This is a genomic window from Nocardia sp. CA-084685 (assembly GCF_050955785.1).
Taxonomy (GTDB): domain Bacteria; phylum Actinomycetota; class Actinomycetes; order Mycobacteriales; family Mycobacteriaceae; genus Nocardia.
The window spans coordinates 7,176,519-7,197,128 of the sequence record NZ_CP192094.1; the positions used below are offsets into that span (position 1 = coordinate 7,176,519).

The following is a 20,610-nucleotide window of genomic DNA, read 5'->3' on the forward strand; positions in this document are numbered from 1 at the left end:
GGCCCCGGTGGGCCGGACCACCGCAATCGGCTCACGGCATCGGCACCCGGAAATGGTTGGGTTCGGCGTCCGCGGGCACATCACTGGCCTGCGTGAACCGCTCCACCTCGGCACGCAATTCGATGAGATGCCGCGCGTGCGCATCGAGCGCCTCATCTTCGGCGGAAACCGGAACCCATTGGCGCACCGGTCGCGCCTTACCGTTCTCATCGACGGCGACGACAACCGCGAGACCGTGCGCGGCGAGCGCCGGTTCATCGGAATGCGTATCCGTCGACGTCACATGCACGCTGACATGCATACTGCGCGGCCCGGTGTGAATCAGCCGTGCGCTCACCTCGACAATATGTCCGATGACAATCGGTCGGTAGAACCGGATCCCGCCGAAATACGACGTAATCACATGCTGCCCAACCCAATCGGCACCACAGATATACGCCGCCTCATCGATCCACTGCATGGTGCGGCCGCCGTGCACCTTACCGCCCCAATTGATATCCGAAGGCGCGGCCAGGAATCGCAAAATCGACCTCGGCGCCGTACCCGCCGCCGTGTACTGCTGCGCGGCCATGGCCTCCTCGATGCGCTTGCGAACCGAAACCCGCGCTCGCGCTTGCCGATGCCGCTCCAGTTCCAGAATCGACGTCGGATTCCATTGCGGCACTTCGACAGTCCGCCGATTGTCATCGATCGCGACGAAGATCGTCAGGCACTGCGCCGTCTGCACCGGCTTGCGTCGCGTGGGGTCGGTCGAATAGACGCTGACGAGAATATGCATGCTGGTGCGCCCGGTGTGCACGAGATTCGCATGCAGTTCGACCAGCTCACCGACGGCGATCGGACGGTCGAGATGAATATTGCCGACATAGGCGGTAACGCAGTAGCAACCGCTCCACTGAGCTGCCGCCGCATAGGCGACTTTGTCGATCCATTCGAGTAGCTTGCCGCCGTCGACCGAACCGGCGATGCCCGCATCGGCGGGTTTGACGAGAAAGCGGTGGATAGCCTCGGCTCGGCGACCGGCCGAAGCCGGACTCGGAACGGACCCGGGGACAAGGGTGCTGGATGAGATGCTCACGACTCACGATCTGTTCGATTGACAATGGTTCGACTCCGCTGTCCTCGCCCGACAATAGGCAACCGCACCGCTACGGGCGAGTAGTCAGCTCCGCCGATGTGGCGGTCACTGGACGTATCCGGCGGAGCGAGAGGAGATGCCGTCTGGTTCGGGTTTTGGTGTTGACGAGCTCGAGATCTCCGCCGTAGTGGGCCAGCACACGACGGTCCATGACCGCGCGCCAGATCGGCGGGACGATGGCCATCAGGATCATGCTTGCGTAGCCAGCAGGTAGCTGTGGCGCCTGCTCAGAGCTGCGCAGGGTCTGATAGCGCCGGCCCGGATTCGCATGGTGGTCGCTGTGACGTTGTAGGTGGAACAGGAATAGGTTCGTCACCAGACGGTCACTGTTCCAGCTGTCACGCGGGGAACAGCGCACGTAGTTGCCATTGGGACCACGCTGACGAAGCAGGCCGTAGTGCTCGACGTAGTTCACCGTCTCGAGCAGCCCCGCGCCGATCAGCGCCTGCAGTGCCAGAAATGGGATCACCGCAGGCCCGAAGACCAGGATCAGTGTGCCGAACAGCGCGACACTCATCGACCATGCCTGCAGCAGATGATTGTCCCAGCTGAACCACCGCTTTCCCCTGCGGGACAGGCGTTCGCGCTCCAAAGCGATGGCCGAGCGGAAGCCGCCGAACATACTGCGCGGCAGGAACTCCCACAGCGATTCGCCGAATCGGGCGCTGGCCGGATCTTCCGGCGTCGCGACGCGCACGTGATGGCCGCGGGTGTGCTCGACGAAAAAGTGCCCATATCCCGATTGCGCCAGCGCGATTTTCGCCAGCCACCGTTCGAGGCGCTCGACTCGATGGCCGAGTTCGTGGGCGGCGTTGATTCCGATGCCCGATACGAACCCGAGCGTCACGGCCAAACCCAGCTTGTCCGATACGCTCAGCGCCGGTCTGGCCCACAGGTATCCCGCGATGAGCAGGCCGACGAACTGTAGCGGCAGGAAAAGGTAAGTGCACCACCGGTAGTAGCGATCGTTGGACAAGGACTCGTAATCCTCGTCGCGCGGATTGCTCCCGTCGTTCCCTATCGCCCAGTCCAACAGCGGGATCACCACGAGCACAATGATCGGGCCGATCCACCAGAATATTTCGAGGCCCGTATGGACCACCAGTTGTGAGGGAAGTACCGAGCAGGTGGGAGCGATCAGTCCCAGTATCCACAGATACCGTTTGGGGTCGCGTCTTTGCGTATTTTCGAAGATCGACATAGGTGCCTCGAGCCTCCAACAGAACAACACTGACAGGGGGTGGGGCCGCCGAAATCCGTTGCGGTAAAACTGTCGCTCCAGAATAGCTGTGCCCGCGCCAACTGCCAGCGATCTGTCGAAATCAGCTTTCTGACCGGGAGTCTTGCCTTCAGTCGATGGGCGCATAATCGCCGCGCGCGTGGGTGCCGCGCTCAGAGATCGAACGCGGTACTCGATCAGCGTGCCCGGCGGCGGGTTTCGGCCCTGGAACCCGCCCGCCGGGTATTACGCACCGAAAATCACACTGCTACGGCAGCGCCGCGCAATTGGACGGGGCTGGCATGCCCGCCAACCGATCGGTCAACCACTGCTGCGAGGCCACCAGCGACGGGAAGAAGGCAATCACATGGGTGCCCACGAGTCCTGAGGAGGGCGGAATTTCGGCGTTCGCTTCCAACTGAACGGGCACTCCGCCACCACACCAACCGGCGGCCACTTCACGCACCGGCACAAATGGTGCTCCCTGGTCGTTCACGGCCGATGCGGCAAGTACCGGAACGGCCGGAGCTCGTGTGCCGAGACGCTGCTCGGCAAATGCCGACCGCAACGCCGGGGACCGATCGATAACGGCGGTAATCGGCTCGCCGCTGTTGGTCCACTCGGACGTGCGCAGATGCTCCTGGGCAAGTCCGGTCGGGACCGCGCATTTACCAAGGGATTCCTGCAGGATCGCCTTGCCGAGGTCATTCAGTTCAGCGTCGAGCACGGGCCGAGTCTCCGGGTAGTCGGCGGCAATGCCGTTGAGCGTCCAGGCGATTGCCGGTGCGAAATCGGCCCGGCCGTCGTTGTATCCGATGAAGTATTCGTCGTCCACCACCGGCCCACCGACGTAGGCGCCACGCACATTCAGATCGGGGGCGTAGCTCGATTGCAGTTCGGCGGCACCGGCAGAAGCCATACCGCCCTGCGAATACCCGTAGAGAATGACCGGCGTGCCGGGGTTGAGACCGGTGCCGGGCAACTGCAGGGCAGCGCGCGCGGAGTCCAGTACCGCGTAGGCTTGCGACTTCCGGTTGAGATAGTCGTGCACGTCGGGTGTGCCGAGGCCGTGATAGTCGGTCACCACTATCGCCACACCGCGGTTGAGCAGCGAACGGATTGCCACCAGGTCGTATTCGAAGATTATGTCCAACGGCGACGGATCGGCCTGGACAATCTGCGACATCAACCTCGAGGGCGCGCATTGATCGCCCTGTCCCTTGGTGCCGCCCGCGTACGCGATCAGCGGACGCTCGCCCGGGCCGGTCCACGGCACGCTCGGCTGCAGATACGTGCCCACCACCGCGGTGGGCGCGTCATGGGTATCACTGCTGACGTACATGAAGCGCGTCGCCGCCGCGGGGACGATTCCCGGCTGTCCGGGCGCCGACATCGCCAACGGCGCCGGTTCGGCGCGAACGATAGCGCCCCGCGCGTCCGGCAGTGACGGCGGCGGAAGGTAGAAATCACCGGCCTCCGCGACCGGTTGTTCCCCCGGCGGTTGCGTCCATGCGTATGGAGCGGTAGCCGTCCCGCCTCCGACCACAATCAGGGTTCCCGTCAAAGCTGCGGCCATTCCAAGTATTCGGCTGCGCACGATTTCGATCCTTCCTGCGATTTTGGGCGTACCCATGGCATCTAGATCGGATAGTGAGGGTATCTGCAGGAGAATCGGTTTTCCGTGAATCCCGACCAGAAACGCCGATCCGCGACGGCCGCGAACCCAGCTGAACACCGAGACGTGGGATTCCGAACTCCGCTCTTACGAGCTTCGGTCGAGGCCGATATTGCTCAGGTTCGCGGTAATTGCGCGCCCGCCGAAACCACAATGGCCCACCCCGACGCAATCGGGATGGGCCACTGTGGCGTTCGCGCGTATTACGCGGTTTCGGTGATCGGGCGGTCGACCCAGCTCATCAGGCCGCGCAGCTTGGCGCCGGTGACCTCGATCGGGTGCTCGGCGTTCGCCTTGCGCAGGGCCTCGAGCTCCTTATTGCCGCCCTCGACGTTGGCGACGAGGCGCTTGACGAAGGTGCCGTCCTGGATGTCGCGCAAAATGTCCTGCATGCGCTTCTTGGTATCGGCGTCGATAACCCGCGGACCCGACAGGTACCCACCGAATTCGGCGGTGTCGGACACCGAGTAGTTCATGCGGGCGATGCCGCCCTCGTACATCAGGTCGACGATGAGCTTGAGCTCGTGCAGCACCTCGAAGTACGCCATCTCCGGCGCGTAGCCCGCCTCGACCATGACCTCGAAACCGGTCTTGACCAGCTCTTCGGTACCACCGCAGAGCACGGCTTGCTCACCGAACAGGTCGGTCTCGGTCTCTTCCTTGAAGGTGGTCTTGATGACGCCGGCGCGGGTGCCGCCGATGCCCTTGGCGTAGGACAGCGCCAGCGCCTGGCCCTCGCCCTTCGGGTCCTGCTCGACCGCGATCAGCGCCGGAACGCCCTTGCCGTCGACGAACTGACGACGCACCAGGTGGCCAGGGCCCTTCGGCGCGACCATGCCGATGGTCACGTTGGCCGGGGGCTTGATCAGGCCGAAGTGGATGTTGAGGCCGTGGCCGAAGAACAGCGCGTCGCCGTCCTTCAGGTTGGGCTCGATGTCGTTGGTGAAGATCGACGCCTGGGCGGTGTCGGGGGCCAGCACCATGATCACGTCGGCCCACGCGGAAACCTCCGCCGGGGTGCCGACGGTCAGGCCCGCCTCTTCGGCCTTCGGCCGTGACTTCGAACCCTCAGCGAGGCCGACGCGGACCTCGACGCCGGAGTCGCGCAGGCTCAGCGAGTGCGCGTGCCCCTGGCTGCCGTAGCCGATGACAGCGACCTTGCGGCCCTGGATGATCGACAGGTCGGCGTCGTCGTCGTAGAACATCTCGACTGCCACTGTAGGTTCCCTTCGGATCATCCCCGCCTCGGCGGGGAACACCTGTTCGGCACAGGTGATGAGTTTGCAAAATTCGGATCAAATCGGGTCCCCCGCGTGCGCGGGGAGCGCGGCACGCCGACCGTCGATCGCAGCAAGACTAGCTGGTCGCCACGATCGAAGGATCAGCAGCTAGCCGACCAGCCCGCTTTCGGGCTGGTCGGAAGCACAGCGCCACAGCGGCGAGCGTCAGCGAGTCGCTGTGATGGATTTCGGCCCGCGGCCCACGGCCACCACACCGGACTGCACGATCTCCCGGACGCCATACGGCTCGAGCATCCGCAGCAGCGCGTCGAGCTTGGACCGGGTCCCGGTCGCCTCGACGGTGAGCGCGTCCGGCGAAACGTCGATCACCTTCGCCCGGAAGAGCGTTACGGCCTCGATGACCTGAGTCCGCACGCTGGCGTCCGCACGCACCTTCACCAGGATCAGTTCGCGGGCGACCGAGGTGTCGGCGTCCTGCTCGACGATCTTGATGACGTTGACCAGCTTGTTGAGCTGCTTGGTGACCTGCTCTAGCGGCAGATCCTCGACCGTGACGACGATGGTCATGCGCGAGATCTCCGGGATCTCGGTGCCGCCGACCGCCAACGATTCGATATTGAAGCCGCGGCGGGAGAACAGCGCCGCGACCCGTGCCAGCACGCCCGGCTTATCCTCGACCAGCACGCTGAGGGTGTGAGTCGTACTCACTGTTCGGTCCCCTTGTTCTTGTCGTGCGCCATCGCCTCGTGGATGACGGCGGGCTCGGCGGCCTGCTCGTCCTCGTCGAAGAGTGGGCGGATGCCGCGCGCGGCCATGATCTCGTCATTGCTGGTGCCCGCGGCGACCATGGGCCACACCTGGGCGTCCTTGCCGACGATGAAGTCGATCACCACGGGACGGTCGTTGATGGACTGCGCCTCGCGGATCGCGGCCTCCACGTCTTCCTCGCGCTCCACCCGGATGCCGTGGCAGCCGAGGGCTTCGGCGAGTTTGACGAAATCGGGGATGCGCAGGGTGTGCGTGCCCAGATCGGTGTTGGAGTATCGCTCCTGATAGAACAGGGTCTGCCACTGCCGGACCATACCGAGGTTGCCGTTGTTGATCAACGCGACCTTGATCGGCACGCCCTCGACGGCGCAGGTGGCCAACTCCTGGTTGGTCATCTGGAAGCAGCCGTCACCGTCGACCGCCCACACCTCTTTCTCCGGCACGCCCATCTTGGCGCCCATGGCCGCCGGTACGGCGTAGCCCATGGTGCCGAGACCACCGGAATTCAGCCAGGTGCGTGGCTTTTCGTATTTGATGAACTGCGCGGCCCACATCTGGTGCTGGCCGACGCCCGCACAGTAGACGGCGTCGGGTCCGGCGAGGCGGCCCAGCGCCTCGATGACGAATTCCGGCGATAGTGAGCCGTCGCTGGGTGTCGACCAGCCGAGCGGGTAGCTCTTGCGGATGCCGTCGAGGTACTGCCACCAGTCGGTGAGTTTCAGCTTCGGCGCGCCGGACGGGTCGCCCTTCAGCGTTTCGATCAGTTCGACGATCACCTCACGGCAATCGCCGACGATCGGAACGTCGGCGTGCCGATTCTTGCCGATCTCGGCTGGGTCGATATCGGCATGGATGATCTTGGCGTCGGGCGCGAAGGAGTCCAGCTGACCGGTGACGCGGTCATCGAAACGCGCGCCGAGGGTGATCAGCAGATCGGACTTCTGCAGGGCGGCGACCGCGCCAACGGTGCCGTGCATGCCCGGCATACCCATGTTGAGTTGGTGGCTGTCGGGGAACGCACCCCGTGCCATCAGCGTGGTGACCACCGGGATGCCGGTGAGCTCGGCCAGTTCCAGCAGCTGGGGCGAGGCGTCGGCCTTGATCACGCCGCCGCCGACATACAGCACCGGCTGTTTGGCCTCCAAGATCATCCGTGCGGCCTCGCGCACCTGCTTACCGTGCGGTTTGGTCACCGGGCGGTAGCCAGGCAGCCGCATCTCCGGGGGCCAGCTGAAGGTGGTCTGCGCCTGCAGCACGTCCTTGGGGATATCGACGAGCACCGCGCCGGGGCGTCCGGAGGAGGCCAGATAGAAGGCCTCCGCGATGATGCGCGGGATGTCGATGCCCTCGGTGATCAGGAAGTTGTGCTTGGTGACCGGCATGGTGATGCCGGAGATATCGGCTTCCTGGAAGGCGTCGGTGCCGATCAGTCCGCGCCCGACCTGACCGGTGATGGCGACGATCGGAACCGAGTCCATCTGCGCGTCGGCGATCGGCGTGACCAGGTTGGTCGCGCCCGGACCCGAGGTGGCCATGCAGACACCGACCTTGCCGGTGGCCTGCGCATAACCGGTCGCGGCGTGTCCTGCGCCCTGCTCGTGCCGGACGAGGACGTGACGGACCTTGGTGGAATCGAAGAGCGGGTCGTAGACCGGGAGAATCGCGCCGCCGGGAATGCCGAATACCGTGTCGACGCCGAGTTCCTCGAGGGAGCGGACGACGGACTGCGCGCCGGTGACCCGCTCGGGCGGGACCTGGCGGCGGTTCGCCGCGTTCGTCGGACCGCCAGCGGGCGCGGCCTGCTGATTCGCCGAAGGCGCCGGCCTGCGGGCCGAGGGCCCGGGCCGTGCGGTTGGTGCACTCACCGTCTTCGTTCCTAACTGCTCGTACTAGACCCCGGACAACTGTGCTTGCACGTGGTGCCTTGCGAAGCGGCCACATGCCAGGACTTTTGTCCCGAACACAAAAAAGCCCCCGACAGCGCATGGCTGTTCGAGGGTGGCGCGTCGCAACGCGAGCTGACGTATTCGACTCAGGTAGTCAGGCTCAACGCTGGACGCGCCGGCCGATTACGAGCAACTCGTTTCGATTCACGCGCATGACGGTATGTGTGCGCGAGTCGATCAGTCAAACAGGTCTCATTATGTGAGACCGAGCGGGTGCTCGAGTCCGTTCACCATGATGCGAGGATGGTGGTGTGTCATCACCGCATCAGTCCGTGCCACCGGCTAAATCGTCCCACACGTCCGAGGCGGGATCGGAGACGGGTAGTTCGCCGCAACCATCCGAGCCGAAGCAGACGGTGCAGGTCATCCGCATTACCCAGATGGCCCACCTCGGTGTGTTGGTACTGCTGTTCTGTGTCTTCTTCGCCTTCGTCGGCTGGCCGATCGGGCTGTGGTGGCTGCTGCTGCTCCCGGTCGCGGCAGCGGTGTGGATCGAACGCACGCGTACTACGGTGTCCGAAGATGGACTGGATCTGCGCACCGTTTTCGGTTCGCGGCACCTGGACTGGGGGCAGGTAGCGGGAGTCGCCATTCCGAAGCGCGGGTTCGTGCGCGCGCATCTCAGCGATGACACCGAGGTGAAGTTGCCCGCGGTGAGCTATGACCGGTTGCGGGATCTGATCCGCGCGTCCAACGGTCGGATTCCGGATCTGTTCGCGGCGGAGGCGGCGGCTCGGGAGTCGGAGTACGAGGCGCGCAAGGGTGCGGACGAGGCCAAGGTGACCAAGGCAGAAGCTGGGACGGAACCGTCCAAGACCGAAACCGGGACGAAAGCGACTAACGCCGAAGCCGAGTCGAAAGCACCCGAGACCGTAACCGGGACGAAAGCGACCACGGCCGAAGTTGAGTCGAGACCCAAGACCGAAACCGGGACGAACCCGCGCACAGCGGATGCCGGAGCGGTGGGGACCAGCGCCGATGCCGAGGCACCTTCCACCGACGGGCGCGACTCCGACACCCCAGCGCGCGACTCGCACTCGTAGCGGTTCACCGGTGATGGGGATAGCGGCCGTCGCCGGTAGGCTCGGCGCCGGATGCGCGATCCGGTGACCGCGTCGGACGGACAATCCCCGCACGCACCGGACCAGTCGATACCGACGGTGCCGGGACCGACACGACCGATGACACCGTCCGCGCCGACGACCACCCTCGCGGCGACACCATCCCGAACCGACCGATGGCGATCAGCGCCGTCGACCGCCGCGAAAAACCCGCCCACGCGCGGGAGTAACGTGGACGGTCGTTGATTTCGCTCGATGAGCGAAATCCGCGCAGTCGCACATCAGCCCCCGCGACCTCCCGAGGATCCACATGCCACCGCTTCGTTCACGCACAACCACCGTCGGCCGCAATGCCGCGGGCGCACGCGCACTCTGGCGCGCTACCGGTATGACCGACACCGACTTCGGTAAGCCGATCGTCGCCATCGCGAACTCCTACACGCAGTTCGTACCGGGCCACGTGCATCTGAAGAATGTCGGTGAGATCGTCGCGGACGCGGTGCGCGCCGCGGGCGGTGTACCGCGGGAATTCCACACCATCGCGGTCGACGACGGCATCGCGATGGGCCACGGCGGCATGCTCTACTCGTTGCCCTCGCGCGAAATCATCGCCGATTCGGTCGAATACATGGTGAACGCGCACACCGCCGATGCGCTGGTGTGCATCTCGAACTGCGACAAGATCACACCCGGCATGCTCAATGCCGCTATGCGCCTGAACATCCCGGCCGTCTTCGTTTCCGGCGGCCCGATGGAGGCCGGTAAGGCCGTGGTCGTCGGCGGTGTGGCACAGGCGCCGACCGATCTGATCACCGCGATCGCGGCCAGTGCCAATATGAATGTCAGCGAGGACGGCCTGTCCGAGGTCGAGCGCAGCGCGTGTCCGACCTGCGGCTCCTGCTCGGGCATGTTCACCGCGAATTCGATGAACTGCCTCACCGAGGCGCTCGGACTCGCCTTGCCCGGCAACGGATCCACGCTGGCCACCCATGCCGCCCGCCACGCCCTGTTCGAGAAGGCGGGCACGGTGATCGTCGATATCGCGAATCGCTGGTACCGCGAGGACGATGCGTCGGTGCTGCCGCGGAATGTGGCCAATGCCAAGGCCTTCCGCAATGCGATGGCACTGGACGTCGCGATGGGCGGTTCCACCAATACGGTGCTGCACACCCTGGCCGCCGCACAGGAGGGTGAGATCGACTTCGAGCTGAGCACCATCGACGAGATTTCTCGCAAAGTGCCGTGTCTGTCGAAGGTCTCCCCCAACTCCGACTACCACATGGAGGATGTGCACCGCGCCGGTGGCATTCCGGCGATCCTCGGCGAGCTGCGCCGCGCCGGACTGCTCGAGACCGACGTCACCACTGTGCACACCAAGAGCTTCGACGAATGGCTCGACACCTGGGATATCCGCTCCGGCAAGGCATCCGATGAGGCGCTGGAGCTGTTCCACGCCGCGCCCGGTGGCGTGCGCACCACCGAGCCCTTTTCCACGAGCAACCGCTGGTCCGCGCTCGACACCGACGCCGAGGGCGGCTGCATCCGCGACAAGGCGCACGCCTACACGGTCGAGGGCGGCCTGGTTGTCTTGCGCGGCAACATCGCCCCCGACGGCGCGATCCTGAAGACGGCGGGCATCGATGAGGAGCTGTTCTCCTTCCAGGGCCCGGCCGTCGTGGTCGAATCCCAGGAGGCGGCGGTCGCGGCGATCCTCGGCAAAAAGATCAAGCCGGGCGATGTGATCGTGGTTCGCTACGAGGGCCCCAAGGGCGGGCCAGGCATGCAGGAAATGTTGCACCCCACCGCATTCCTGAAGGGTGCGGGACTCGGCAAGCAGTGTGCACTGATCACCGACGGCCGCTTCTCCGGCGGCACCTCCGGCCTGTCGATCGGCCATATGTCGCCCGAGGCCGCAGCGGGTGGTGCCGTCGGACTCATCGAAGACGGCGACCAGATCCGCATCGACGTGGCAACTCGAACCCTCGAGGTGCTGGTCGACGACGCGATCCTGGCCGAGCGTCGCGCGAAAATGGATGCCTCCGAACGGCCTTGGCAGCCCCTCGATCGCGTCCGCCCGGTCACCACGGCCCTGCGCGCGTATGCCGCATTGGCCACCTCAGCCGATAAGGGCGCCGTTCGCCAGGTGCCCTAGTCCCGTCATGAACACCAACGGCGTCCCTCGTGACCACATGAGGGACGCCATTTCCGTTCCACCGCACCTCTGCGCGCCGGTGGATAACTGTCGGACGGTGTGACGGCGCCGGTGCGCCAGACGTGGCATGCCTTGTGCCTCACCAAACTTTGACCCGAAAGACGAACGGCGCCCTCCGATACTGAAGGGCGCCGGTTGTTTGGGGGCAGGTTAGTTGAAGGGCCCGATACCGGTTAGCGGGTCGCCGCCGTGGAGCCAGTACCAGGTGCCGATGGCGGCGGCGATGGCCAACATGAGGACTACGAAGGAGCCGTAGGCGGGACGGGTGGCCCAGCCGCGATTGCGGTCGAAGCAGAGGCGGCCGGGGCCGGTCAGGAGCAGGACCACGGCGGTGCCCGCGAGGATGGACTCCAATTCCACACCTTCCACACCGCTCTTGACCGAGGACTTGTATTGGAGGCCGGGGATCATGCCCTGCTTCCATAGCCACGCGTCGATGATCACCGCGAGCACCGCGCCCGCGGCGAGCGGGGTGGCCAGGCCCAGTACCAGCAGTGCGCCGCCGCCGACTTCACCGGCGATGACCAGGATGGTCGAGAGGGTCGCGTGATCCCAGCCACCCGCCGCCATCATGTCGCGGGTGCCGTCCAGCCCCGCTCCGTGGAACCAGCCGGTGAGCTTCTGCAGGCCGTGGTAGATGAAGGTGCCGCCGACGACGAGGCGCAGCACGAACAGGCCGAGATCGAGGGTGCCGCGGCGGGTGTCGCCATTGCGACGGCGCAGGGGACGGCTCGGCTCACCGGATGCGTTCGGGGCGGGTGGGATGCTGGCGTAGGCGTAGGCCGCGGCTTCGTTCGCCCTGGTCTGTTCACCGACCGAAGGGATCTCCGGATCGAGGCCGAGTTCCTCCTCGGTGCGCGGCACATCCTTGGTTAATTGTGGGCCGCTCGGCGCGGTATCGGAGGACATTCTGGGCAGCACGCCGGTGGGTGAATCATAGGGACTGGTCACGCCACGACCGGTGGACGACACCGCCGACTGCTCCTCCGTGGACGTTGCCGCGCCCTCGGTTTTGGGCATGGATGTGTCTTTGGGCTCTTCGGTCACGGTCGATACCCTATGCGGCCGCGCCTGCGCGCGTGCGGTCTCGACGCGACGGCGTGTCCGTTAATCGACCCGGAGCGGCACATCGGCCGCGGTTTCCGTAACGTTTGAACCATGAGTTTGGTTGTCGCGGGGCGTATCGCCCTGAGCTTGGCGCTCAGCACCGTCGCGCTGGTCGGCTGCGCTCGGTTCGACGATTCCGCCTCCAGCCCGTTCACACCCGAACCGACCTTCAACCCCGCCGAACCCAAATCGCCGCAGCAGAGCCCCTCGCAGCGCCCGCGTCCGACCGGACCGTGCATCGATCCGGACCCGAATGTGATCACGACCTGCCTGGATTCCACCGCGGGCATCATTGCCCTCGGCGAGGACGCGCTGGTCGCCGAGCGACGCACCGGCCGCATCTACAAGACTGTCGCGGTGGATCCGAGCGATCCGCAGTCGCCGCCGATCTTGGTCGGTCAGGTGGACGTGGACAGCTCAGGTGACGGCGGCATCTCCGACATCGCCCTCTCGCCGACCTACCGCGAGGACGGACTCATCTACGCCTACATCACCACCGGATCCGATAACCGGGTGGTGCGCATCGCGGAGAACGGCCCGCCGAAGGCCATCCTGACCGGAATTCCGAAGGGGTCGGTCGGCAATCATGGTGCGTTGGAATTCATTTCGCCGACCGAGCTGCTGGTGCTGACCGGCGATGCGGGCAATCCCGGTTTGGCCAGTGCGCCATCGTCGCTGGCGGGCAAGGTTTTGCGGATCAATTCGCCGTCGCCGGGAGCCAGTCCGGACGTCGTAGTGTCGGGCCTGGGCACGGCGGGCGATCTGTGCGACGACGGTAAGGACAGCGTCTGGATCACCGATCGCACGCCGACCGAGGATCGTCTGCAGCGCCTGGGCCGGGACGGATCGATCACCACCGCGTGGACCTGGCCGGATCGGCCTGGCGTCGGTGGCTGCGCGGCCGGACCCGATGTGGTGGCGATCGCGATGTCCGGGGCGAAGGCGCTGGCGATCGCGAATCCGGATGCGAACACCCATGCGATCACCGCGGCGCCGACGTTCACCGTGCAGGACAAGTACGGCAGGCTCGGCGGCGCGGCGGCCGGTGCGGACGGCACCATCTGGGCGACCACCGTCAATAATGACGATAATCACGGGCCATTCGACGATCGGGTGATCAAGATCCCGCCGCCGTCGCAGGGCACCGGGCCGGACTAACCGCGCCGATAGTGAAGTGGGCGGGTCCTCAGGGACCCGCCCACTTCAGTTCGGTAGTCGCCGGTGCGGAACTCAGGCGCAGGCTTCGAGCACCAGCTCGCGCACGCGAGCCGCATCGGCTTGGCCGCGCGTGGCCTTCATGACATCACCAACGATCTTGCCCGCCGCCTGCACCTTCCCCGAGCGGATCTTCTCGGCGATGTCGGGATTGGCCTCGAGCGCCTTGCGCACCTCCGCCTGCAGCGCGGTCTCGTCGCTGACCATGCCGAGGCCCTTGGTCTCCACGATCTTCGCCGGATCACCCTCGCCCGCCAGGACGAAATCCACGACCTGCTTGGCGACCTTATTGTTGACCGTCTTCGATTCCACAAGCTTGATCACCTCCGCTACCTGGGCGGGTGTGATCGGCAGCTCCTCCAGCGAAACCTCACGCTCCTTGGCCTTTTCGGTGAGGTAGGCAACCCACCACGAGCGCGCCTCGTTGACCGGTGCACCCGCATCGACGGTCGCGATGATCAGATCGAGTGCGCCCGCGTTCACCAGGTCGCGCATAACCTCATCGGACAGCCCCCAGTCGGACTGGATGCGCGCGCGACGCAGCCACGGGTACTCCGGGATGGTGCCGCGCAGCTGCTCAACCCAATCCTCAGCGGGCGCAACGGGTTCCAGGTCCGGCTCGGGGAAGTAGCGGTAGTCCTCGGCGGTTTCCTTGCGGCGACCGGGCGAGGTGGTGCCGTCGCTCTCGTGAAAGTGCCTGGTCTCCTGCACGATCGAACCGCCGTCGGCGAGGATGGCGGCCTGGCGGCGCATTTCGAAGCGAACGGCGACCTCGACGCTCTTGAGCGAGTTGACGTTCTTGGTCTCGGTGCGGGTGCCGAATTCCGTTGCACCGATGGGCATCAGCGAAACGTTGGCATCGCAGCGCAGCGAGCCCTGCTCCATTTTGACGTCGGAGACCTGCAGTGATTTCAGGACCTCACGCAGCGCGGTCACGTAGGCGCGCGCCACCTCCGGCGCGCGCTCCCCCGCACCGGTGATCGGCTTGGTGACGATCTCGATGAGCGGCACACCAGCCCGGTTGTAGTCCAGTAGCGAATGACTCGCGCCGTGGATGCGGCCGGTGGAGCCACCGATGTGGGTGGACTTGCCGGTGTCTTCCTCCATATGGGCGCGCTCGATCTCGACGCGGAAGGTGCTGCCGTCATCGAGCACCACATCGAGGTGGCCATTGGTGGCGATCGGCTCGTCGTACTGGCTGATCTGGTAGTTCTTCGGCTGGTCCGGGTAGAAGTAGTTCTTGCGCGCGAACCGGCCCCATGGGGTGATCGCGCAATTCAGGGCCAGCCCGATCCGGATCGCCGACTCCACGGCCTGCTCGTTCACCACCGGCAGCGAACCCGGCAGACCGAGGCACACCGGGCACACCTGGGTGTTCGGCTCCGCGCCGAATTCGGTCGGGCAACCGCAGAACATCTTGGTGGCTGTGTTCAGCTCGACGTGAACCTCCATGCCGAGCACCGGCTCGAACCGGTCGATGACATCGGCATAGTCCATCAAGTCGACGGTGGGTGCACTCATAGCGATCAGTCTATTGACCCGCCCACCGCCCCCGCCAAGCGGTCGCACCCGCCGTGCCTGTCGCGACCGCATCGGCCTGGTGACTGCTGAGCTGGCGCATAACCAGTGCGCGCCGCGCAGAAGGTGGAACTTCTGTGAGGCGCGCACTGGATGTGCGCTAGCGCTCTGGCCGGGCGGTTCGGTCAGCGGGGTCGGGCGTGTTGGGTGAGCCAGGTGGTGGTGTAGGTGAGGACATCGGGGGCGATGGTGGTTTCGATGCCGGTGTATTCGCTGGGGAGGCCGGAGTTGGCGGGTTGCATGAGGTGATTGAGGTCGGGGAAGACGTGGACGGTGGCATCCGGGTCGGCGGTTAGGCGGTCGCGCATCGGTTGTTCGTTCTGGGTGGCGAGGACCTGCTTGTCCTTGGTGCCGAAGAAGGCGAGGACCGGGATACGCAGGGCGGAGAGCGCGGGGGCCGGGTCGTAAGTGATGAAAGACGCCATATAGGTGGTGTTGTAAGCGTCGAGGGTTTCCGCGGAGGCGCGCTGGTCCGGCGGGAGGGATTCGTTGTGGCGGTTCGCGAGATCCCTGGCGGCCGCCAGGTCACCGGAGCGGATCAGGTTGGTCCAGTCGGTGATGTAGCTGACCTGATCATCGATTCGGGATTGCGGTGCGCCGGATGCGGTGAGCAGTGCGCGGTTTTGCTCGATGAGCACATCCCAACCCGGTACGGCGGGGCCAGCCATCAGAATCGCGAAGGCGACACCGCTGTCCGGGCGCGATGCCACCAGCGGGGCGAGGTAACCGCCCTCGCTGTGACCGAACAGTCCGACGCGAGCCGGATCGATATCCGGGCGGGCACGCAGGAAGCGCACACCGGAGGCCGCATCCTCGGCCAGATCGTTGTAGGTGGCGTCGTCGAGTTTGCCGCCGGTGCCGCCGACGCCGCGGTCATCGGTGCGCAGCACGGCGTAGCCCGCGCGGGTGTAGGTATCGGCCAGCAGCAGGAAAGGCTTGTGGCCCATGAGTTCTTCGTTGCGGTCCTGGGGGCCGCTGCCGGAGATCATCAGAATCGCCGGGAAGGGACCGTTGCCCTCGGGCAGGGTCAGCGTGCCCGCGATGGTGATATCACCGTTGCGGTAGGTGACGTCTTCGCAGCGGTAGGGGTACGGCGGTTTCGGCTCCTGCGGATGTCCGGACGCCCCGATCTTTCCTGGCTGGAGCGTCAACGGCAGGCTGTGGCCCGCTTGCCGGAACTCACCGCTGATCCGGTTGGCACCCTTGTCGAATTTGCCCTCGAACACGGGATCGCCCGCAGTGTTCGGAATCGCGAACGCCACCCGATCCGGTTCGGCGGAAACATCTTTCAGCTGTGCGCCGCTCACGCCTTGGGACGGGATGTCGATGGTGGCGCTGCCGTTATCGGCGAAACTCACCCCCACCGCCAACGGTGCGCCGGGCACCGGGATGGCCCCGTGCCAATCCCCGGCGAGCGACCGCGTCTCGCCTTTATCCGACGAACACCCCGCAACCAACGCAACGATCAGGACCAGAACCGAGACGAGCCATCGCCCAGTGCGCATGCCGCAACACTACCGATCCGCGCGGACATTTCGAACGAAACTCGGACGCGCACAACGGTCCGGTCCACACCAGCATTCCCGCCACTTCCCGGTACCACTGTCGCCCGCCTGCGCAGTCGTCCCGCCCGCCGATAGCAGTCATATGGTCGTTCTCTGATCTTGACCACCGGCCGATTCGACCATCCTGATACGGGCAGCCCGCACGGACGGAATGCGGGGCAATGCCGATGCCCATCACGCGTGTCGAACCGATGCGACAATCGCTTCCATTCGATCCAGGCAATCGCCGTTTCGGCGGCCCGAACGCTTCCAGCCGATAGCTGACGGTCAGGCCCCGCGGGCGTATCGGACCGCGGCGGCGATTGCGTCCATATCGAGTTCGAGGGTCGGGTCGTCTTCTTCGGCCTCTTGGAATTCCAGAATTGCGTCGGACACGCCGCCGCGGCGGGCGATGGCGAGAAGTTCACGGCGAACGTAGGCGCCGAGGGGGAGTTCGGCGGCGCGGGCGCGGCGGCCGAACATGCCGAGGGCATCGGCGGGCAGATCGTAGACCTGGATGAGGGTTACCGCGTCGGAGTCGAATTCCGGAGTCAGATCGCGGCCCTGGGCCTCCAGGAATTCCACGATCGTGTCCACGGAAGTTCGCCTGCGCGCCATCGCGATCAGTTCCTGACGGACCTGAGCCTCGATCGATATGCCCGCGATGCGAGCACGGCGGCGGAACACGGCAACAGCATCGGTGGGCAGGTCGGATACCTGGAGTTGAGCCACGACGACCAGACTAGCTGTGCGACAAGGAATTCGGCAGGTCTCGATTGTGCAACAACCGCCGGAATCAGCCGAAAAATGCCTCCGCTTCACGGTAACGCTCGGTGGGGACCCGCTTGAGCTGCTTGGTGGCCTCGGACAACGGAACCAATTCGATGGCAGTGCCGTGCAGAGCAACCATTTGGCCGAATCGTCCGGCATGCACCGCCTCGGCGGCGTGCAGACCGAAGCGGGTGGCCAGCACCCGGTCGTACGGGGTCGGGCTGCCGCCGCGTTGCACGTGACCGAGCACGGTGGTGCGGACCTCCTTGCCGATCCTGCGCTCGATTTCGGTGCCGAGTTGCTGCGCGACACCGGTGAACCGTTCGTGGCCGAATTCGTCGATACCACCCTCGCGCAGCGCGAATCCGGAATCGGGGGCCGGGTGCGCGCCCTCGGCGACCACGCAGATGAAGTGCTTATCGCCGCGCTGGAAGCGACGCTTGATCATCGAGCACACCTCGTCCACATCGAAGGGCTCCTCGGGTACCAGCGTGAGGTGTGCGCCCGCAGCCATGCCCGAGTTGATCGCGATCCAGCCCGCGTGGCGGCCCATCACCTCGACCAGCATGACGCGCTGATGCGATTCGGCGGTGGTGTGCAGCCGGTCGATGGCCTCGGAGGCGATGGACAGTGCCGTGTCGTGGCCGAAAGTGACGTCGGTGCAGTCGATGTCGTTATCGATGGTCTTCGGGACACCGACCACGGGGACGCCCTCATCGGACAGCCAGCTCGCGGCGGTGAGCGTGCCCTCACCGCCGATCGGGATCAGCGCCTCGATCCCGTTGTCGTCGAGGGTGCGTTTGATCTGGTCGAGTCCGGCACGCAGTTTGTCGGGGTTGGTGCGTGCGGTGCCGAGCATCGTGCCGCCCTTGGTGAGCAGGCGGTCGGTGCGATCGTCGTTCTGAATGGTGATTTTTCGGTCTTCGAGTAGTCCGCGCCAACCGTCCTGGAAGCCGATAATCGCGTCGCCGTAGCGTCCGTTCGCGGTGCGAACGACGGCACGGATGACCGCGTTCAGTCCTGGACAGTCGCCGCCTCCGGTCAAGACTCCGATGCGCATGGCGCATATCTTGCCCCGCTTCGCGCGATGACGTGGCCGCACCCCCGTGAACACCGGGTAACGGCTACGACTCAATACACGTAGACGATGGCGTTCTCCCCGCCGCTGCACGTCGCGAATTGATCACCGGCCGTGCAATTCATCTTGTAATCCCGATTGTTGATCGGGCTGTGCGCCATGACCGATCGATCGGTAATGGCGCTGTCACCGCCATTGGCATACGCCTTGCGCACCTCCTCGGCGAAGGCGCAACTGGTGACCGTGGTGCCGATCGCGGACGAGGTGAAGCGGCCGAGCGCCGGATACAACTGGGCGCAAGGTTTCGCACCGGCGGGCAGATGTGCGGGCATGGTGGTTGTCGGTTGGCCGGAATGCTCGGCGCTGTTGCGCACCTGCCAGCCGACAATGCCCCCGATCGCCACAATCACAAGCACCACGCCGATCCAGACGATTCGGATCGATCGACGCGCGGGCATGGGAGTCGGACCAGGCGGATACGGTGGGTCGGGTTGCGGCATCGGCATGCCGATGGTTCTCGACAATGACTCGGTCGTCGCATCATGCGGTGGAATATCGCGGCGCATCGGATCCGATGGGTGCCGGGGTACGAACGTCGGCTCCAGCCCGGTGACCTGCTGCGGTCCGCTGGTGGACTGTTGCCCGACATGCGATTGAGATCTATTCGACAGTGGGGAACCACTCCCTTGCGGCTGGAGACTCGCGTGCAGCCGGCCGCCCGCCCGCTGCGGCCCACTCGCCGACGGCGAACCACCCGACTGCTGCGAACCATCAGACTGCTGCCGACCAACTGCTTGCGGCGCCCCGCTTGCCTGCGGTGGACCACCCTCCCGCGGCGGACCGCCCGTCCAGGGCGGGCCACCCGACTGCTGCGGACCACCCGCCGACCGCGACCCATCCGGCTGCAGTGGACTATTTGCCCGTGGCGGGCCACCTGCATGCCGCGGACCACCCCACTGCTCACGCCCTGACTGCTGCGGCCCAACGGCCGACTGCGACGGACCTGACCGCTGCGACCCGCCTGCCTGCTCCAAACCACCGGCTGACTGCGACCCGCCCGACTGCGGTGGCCAGTTCGCCGACTGTGGACCGACCGGCGATTCCGGTCCGAAGGTCGGGAAGATGATGGTCGCTGGGGCGGGGGTGTGCTTGGCGATCTGGGCGGTGGGCAAGTCCGAGTTCGGGAGGGGCGATGTGCCCGACACAGCAGCTCTGGCTGCCGACGCGAGTGCACCGGCTGTTGGATAGCGATCGGCGGGTTCCTTGGCCATGCCTCGGGAGATGACCTCGTCCAGGGCGCCGGGTAGTCCGGCTCGTTTGGTGGTCGGGCGGGGTGGCGGGGTCGAGAGGTGGGCTCGGATGAGCGAACTCATTCCGTCGGGTGGGAAAGGCTGTGTGCCGGTGAGGCATTCGAACATTACGCAGGCGAGGGAGTAGACGTCGGCGGTACCGCTGATCGGGGCGGTGTCGAATCGTTCCGGCGCGATGTAGCTGTAGGAGCCGATGGCTTGGCCGGTCGCGGTCACGCTGGGGTCGCGCTCGGAACGGGCGATGCCGAAATCGGCGAGGTACGCGAAATCCGAAGGGGTGACCAGGATATTGGCGGGTTTGACGTCGCGATGAACCAGACCCTCGGCATGCGCGGCATCCAACGCGGCCGCGACCTGTTCGATAATGCCGACCGCGCGGGTGGGGCTCAGCGGGCCCTTGTCGCGCAGCACCGAGCGCAGATCACTGCCACGGACCAGCCGCATATCGATATAGAGCACACCGTCGATCTCGCCCCAGTCGTGGATCGGGATGACGTGCGGTTCGGCCAACCGCGCGGCGACCCGCGACTCGTACCGGAATCGCTGCTGGAACCGCGGATCACCGGCCAGCGCCATGGGCAGCAGTTTGACCGCGACCACCCGGTCCTTGACCGTGTCGTGCGCCTCGTAGACCTCCCCCATCCCGCCGCGGCCCAGCAGTGCACGCAATTCATAGGGTCCGAATCGCGTACCGGCCCGCGACTGCGTTTCGTCCACCCCGTTACCTCCACCTCGCCGAACCGCCGC

15 protein-coding genes are annotated in these 20,610 nt (G+C 65.7%); 3 read left to right on the forward strand and 12 right to left on the reverse strand.

The annotated features are described in order from the left end of the window. Nucleotides 1-31: 31 nt before the first annotated feature. The 6 genes from ACQP2U_RS31915 to ACQP2U_RS31940 all read right to left on the reverse strand — a co-directional run bounded on the left by ACQP2U_RS31915 (nt 32) and on the right by ACQP2U_RS31940 (nt 7,906). On the reverse strand, nt 32-1,003 hold the full coding sequence (locus tag ACQP2U_RS31915) for an acyl-CoA thioesterase (protein ID WP_397032701.1): 972 nt from the start codon (nt 1,001-1,003) through the stop codon (nt 32-34). A 145-nt stretch (nt 1,004-1,148) separates the two neighbouring features. After that, entirely contained in the window at nt 1,149-2,339 is a 1,191-nt protein-coding gene (locus ACQP2U_RS31920; RefSeq protein WP_433710832.1) for an alkane 1-monooxygenase, read from the reverse strand. Between the two features lie 286 nt (nt 2,340-2,625). After that, on the reverse strand, nt 2,626-3,933 hold the full coding sequence (locus tag ACQP2U_RS31925; RefSeq protein WP_433710833.1) for a lipase family protein: 1,308 nt from the start codon (nt 3,931-3,933) through the stop codon (nt 2,626-2,628). Between the two features lie 302 nt (nt 3,934-4,235). Further along, nucleotides 4,236-5,237, reverse strand: coding sequence for a ketol-acid reductoisomerase (gene ilvC, locus ACQP2U_RS31930; protein ID WP_174566238.1), 1,002 nt, complete (start codon nt 5,235-5,237; stop codon nt 4,236-4,238). Nucleotides 5,238-5,477: 240 nt separating this feature from the next. Continuing rightward, nucleotides 5,478-5,981, reverse strand: coding sequence for an acetolactate synthase small subunit (gene ilvN / locus ACQP2U_RS31935; RefSeq protein WP_063042942.1), 504 nt, complete (start codon nt 5,979-5,981; stop codon nt 5,478-5,480). Further along, entirely contained in the window at nt 5,978-7,906 is a 1,929-nt protein-coding gene (locus ACQP2U_RS31940) for an acetolactate synthase large subunit (RefSeq protein ID WP_397032485.1), read from the reverse strand. Before ACQP2U_RS31940 ends, ilvN begins: the two co-directional genes overlap by 4 nt. 332 nt (nt 7,907-8,238) lie before the next feature. Between ACQP2U_RS31940 and ACQP2U_RS31945 the strand changes: the two genes are divergently transcribed. Together ACQP2U_RS31945 and ilvD are read left to right on the forward strand one after the other, a co-directional pair. Beyond that, complete coding sequence (locus tag ACQP2U_RS31945) at nt 8,239-9,030, forward strand: PH domain-containing protein (protein ID WP_433710834.1); 792 nt, start codon at nt 8,239-8,241, stop codon at nt 9,028-9,030. A gap of 328 nt (nt 9,031-9,358) precedes the next feature. Continuing rightward, on the forward strand, nt 9,359-11,200 hold the full coding sequence (ilvD, locus tag ACQP2U_RS31950; RefSeq protein WP_433710836.1) for a dihydroxy-acid dehydratase: 1,842 nt from the start codon (nt 9,359-9,361) through the stop codon (nt 11,198-11,200). A 210-nt stretch (nt 11,201-11,410) separates the two neighbouring features. On the opposite strand, the gene ACQP2U_RS31955 is transcribed toward ilvD, so the two are convergent. Beyond that, on the reverse strand, nt 11,411-12,307 hold the full coding sequence (locus ACQP2U_RS31955) for a DoxX family protein (RefSeq protein ID WP_433710838.1): 897 nt from the start codon (nt 12,305-12,307) through the stop codon (nt 11,411-11,413). Between the two features lie 111 nt (nt 12,308-12,418). Between ACQP2U_RS31955 and ACQP2U_RS31960 the strand changes: the two genes are divergently transcribed. Beyond that, on the forward strand, nt 12,419-13,525 hold the full coding sequence (locus tag ACQP2U_RS31960; protein ID WP_433710839.1) for a PQQ-dependent sugar dehydrogenase: 1,107 nt from the start codon (nt 12,419-12,421) through the stop codon (nt 13,523-13,525). Between the two features lie 72 nt (nt 13,526-13,597). On the opposite strand, the gene gatB is transcribed toward ACQP2U_RS31960, so the two are convergent. From gatB to ACQP2U_RS31985, 5 genes are all read right to left on the reverse strand, one after another. Then, nucleotides 13,598-15,103: an Asp-tRNA(Asn)/Glu-tRNA(Gln) amidotransferase subunit GatB gene (gene gatB / locus ACQP2U_RS31965; RefSeq protein WP_433710840.1), complete on the reverse strand. Its 1,506-nt coding sequence runs from the start codon at nt 15,101-15,103 to the stop codon at nt 13,598-13,600. 182 nt (nt 15,104-15,285) lie between these two features. Next, nucleotides 15,286-16,665, reverse strand: coding sequence for an alpha/beta hydrolase family protein (locus ACQP2U_RS31970; RefSeq protein ID WP_433710841.1), 1,380 nt, complete (start codon nt 16,663-16,665; stop codon nt 15,286-15,288). Between the two features lie 327 nt (nt 16,666-16,992). Beyond that, nucleotides 16,993-17,436 (reverse strand): hypothetical protein, encoded by a 444-nt coding sequence (locus tag ACQP2U_RS31975; RefSeq protein WP_433710843.1) that lies wholly within the window; start codon nt 17,434-17,436, stop codon nt 16,993-16,995. A 64-nt stretch (nt 17,437-17,500) separates the two neighbouring features. Then, nucleotides 17,501-18,535, reverse strand: coding sequence for an ATP-dependent 6-phosphofructokinase (locus tag ACQP2U_RS31980; protein WP_433710844.1), 1,035 nt, complete (start codon nt 18,533-18,535; stop codon nt 17,501-17,503). Nucleotides 18,536-18,606: 71 nt separating this feature from the next. Further along, entirely contained in the window at nt 18,607-20,580 is a 1,974-nt protein-coding gene (locus ACQP2U_RS31985) for a protein kinase domain-containing protein (protein WP_433710845.1), read from the reverse strand. Nucleotides 20,581-20,610 lie beyond the last annotated feature (30 nt).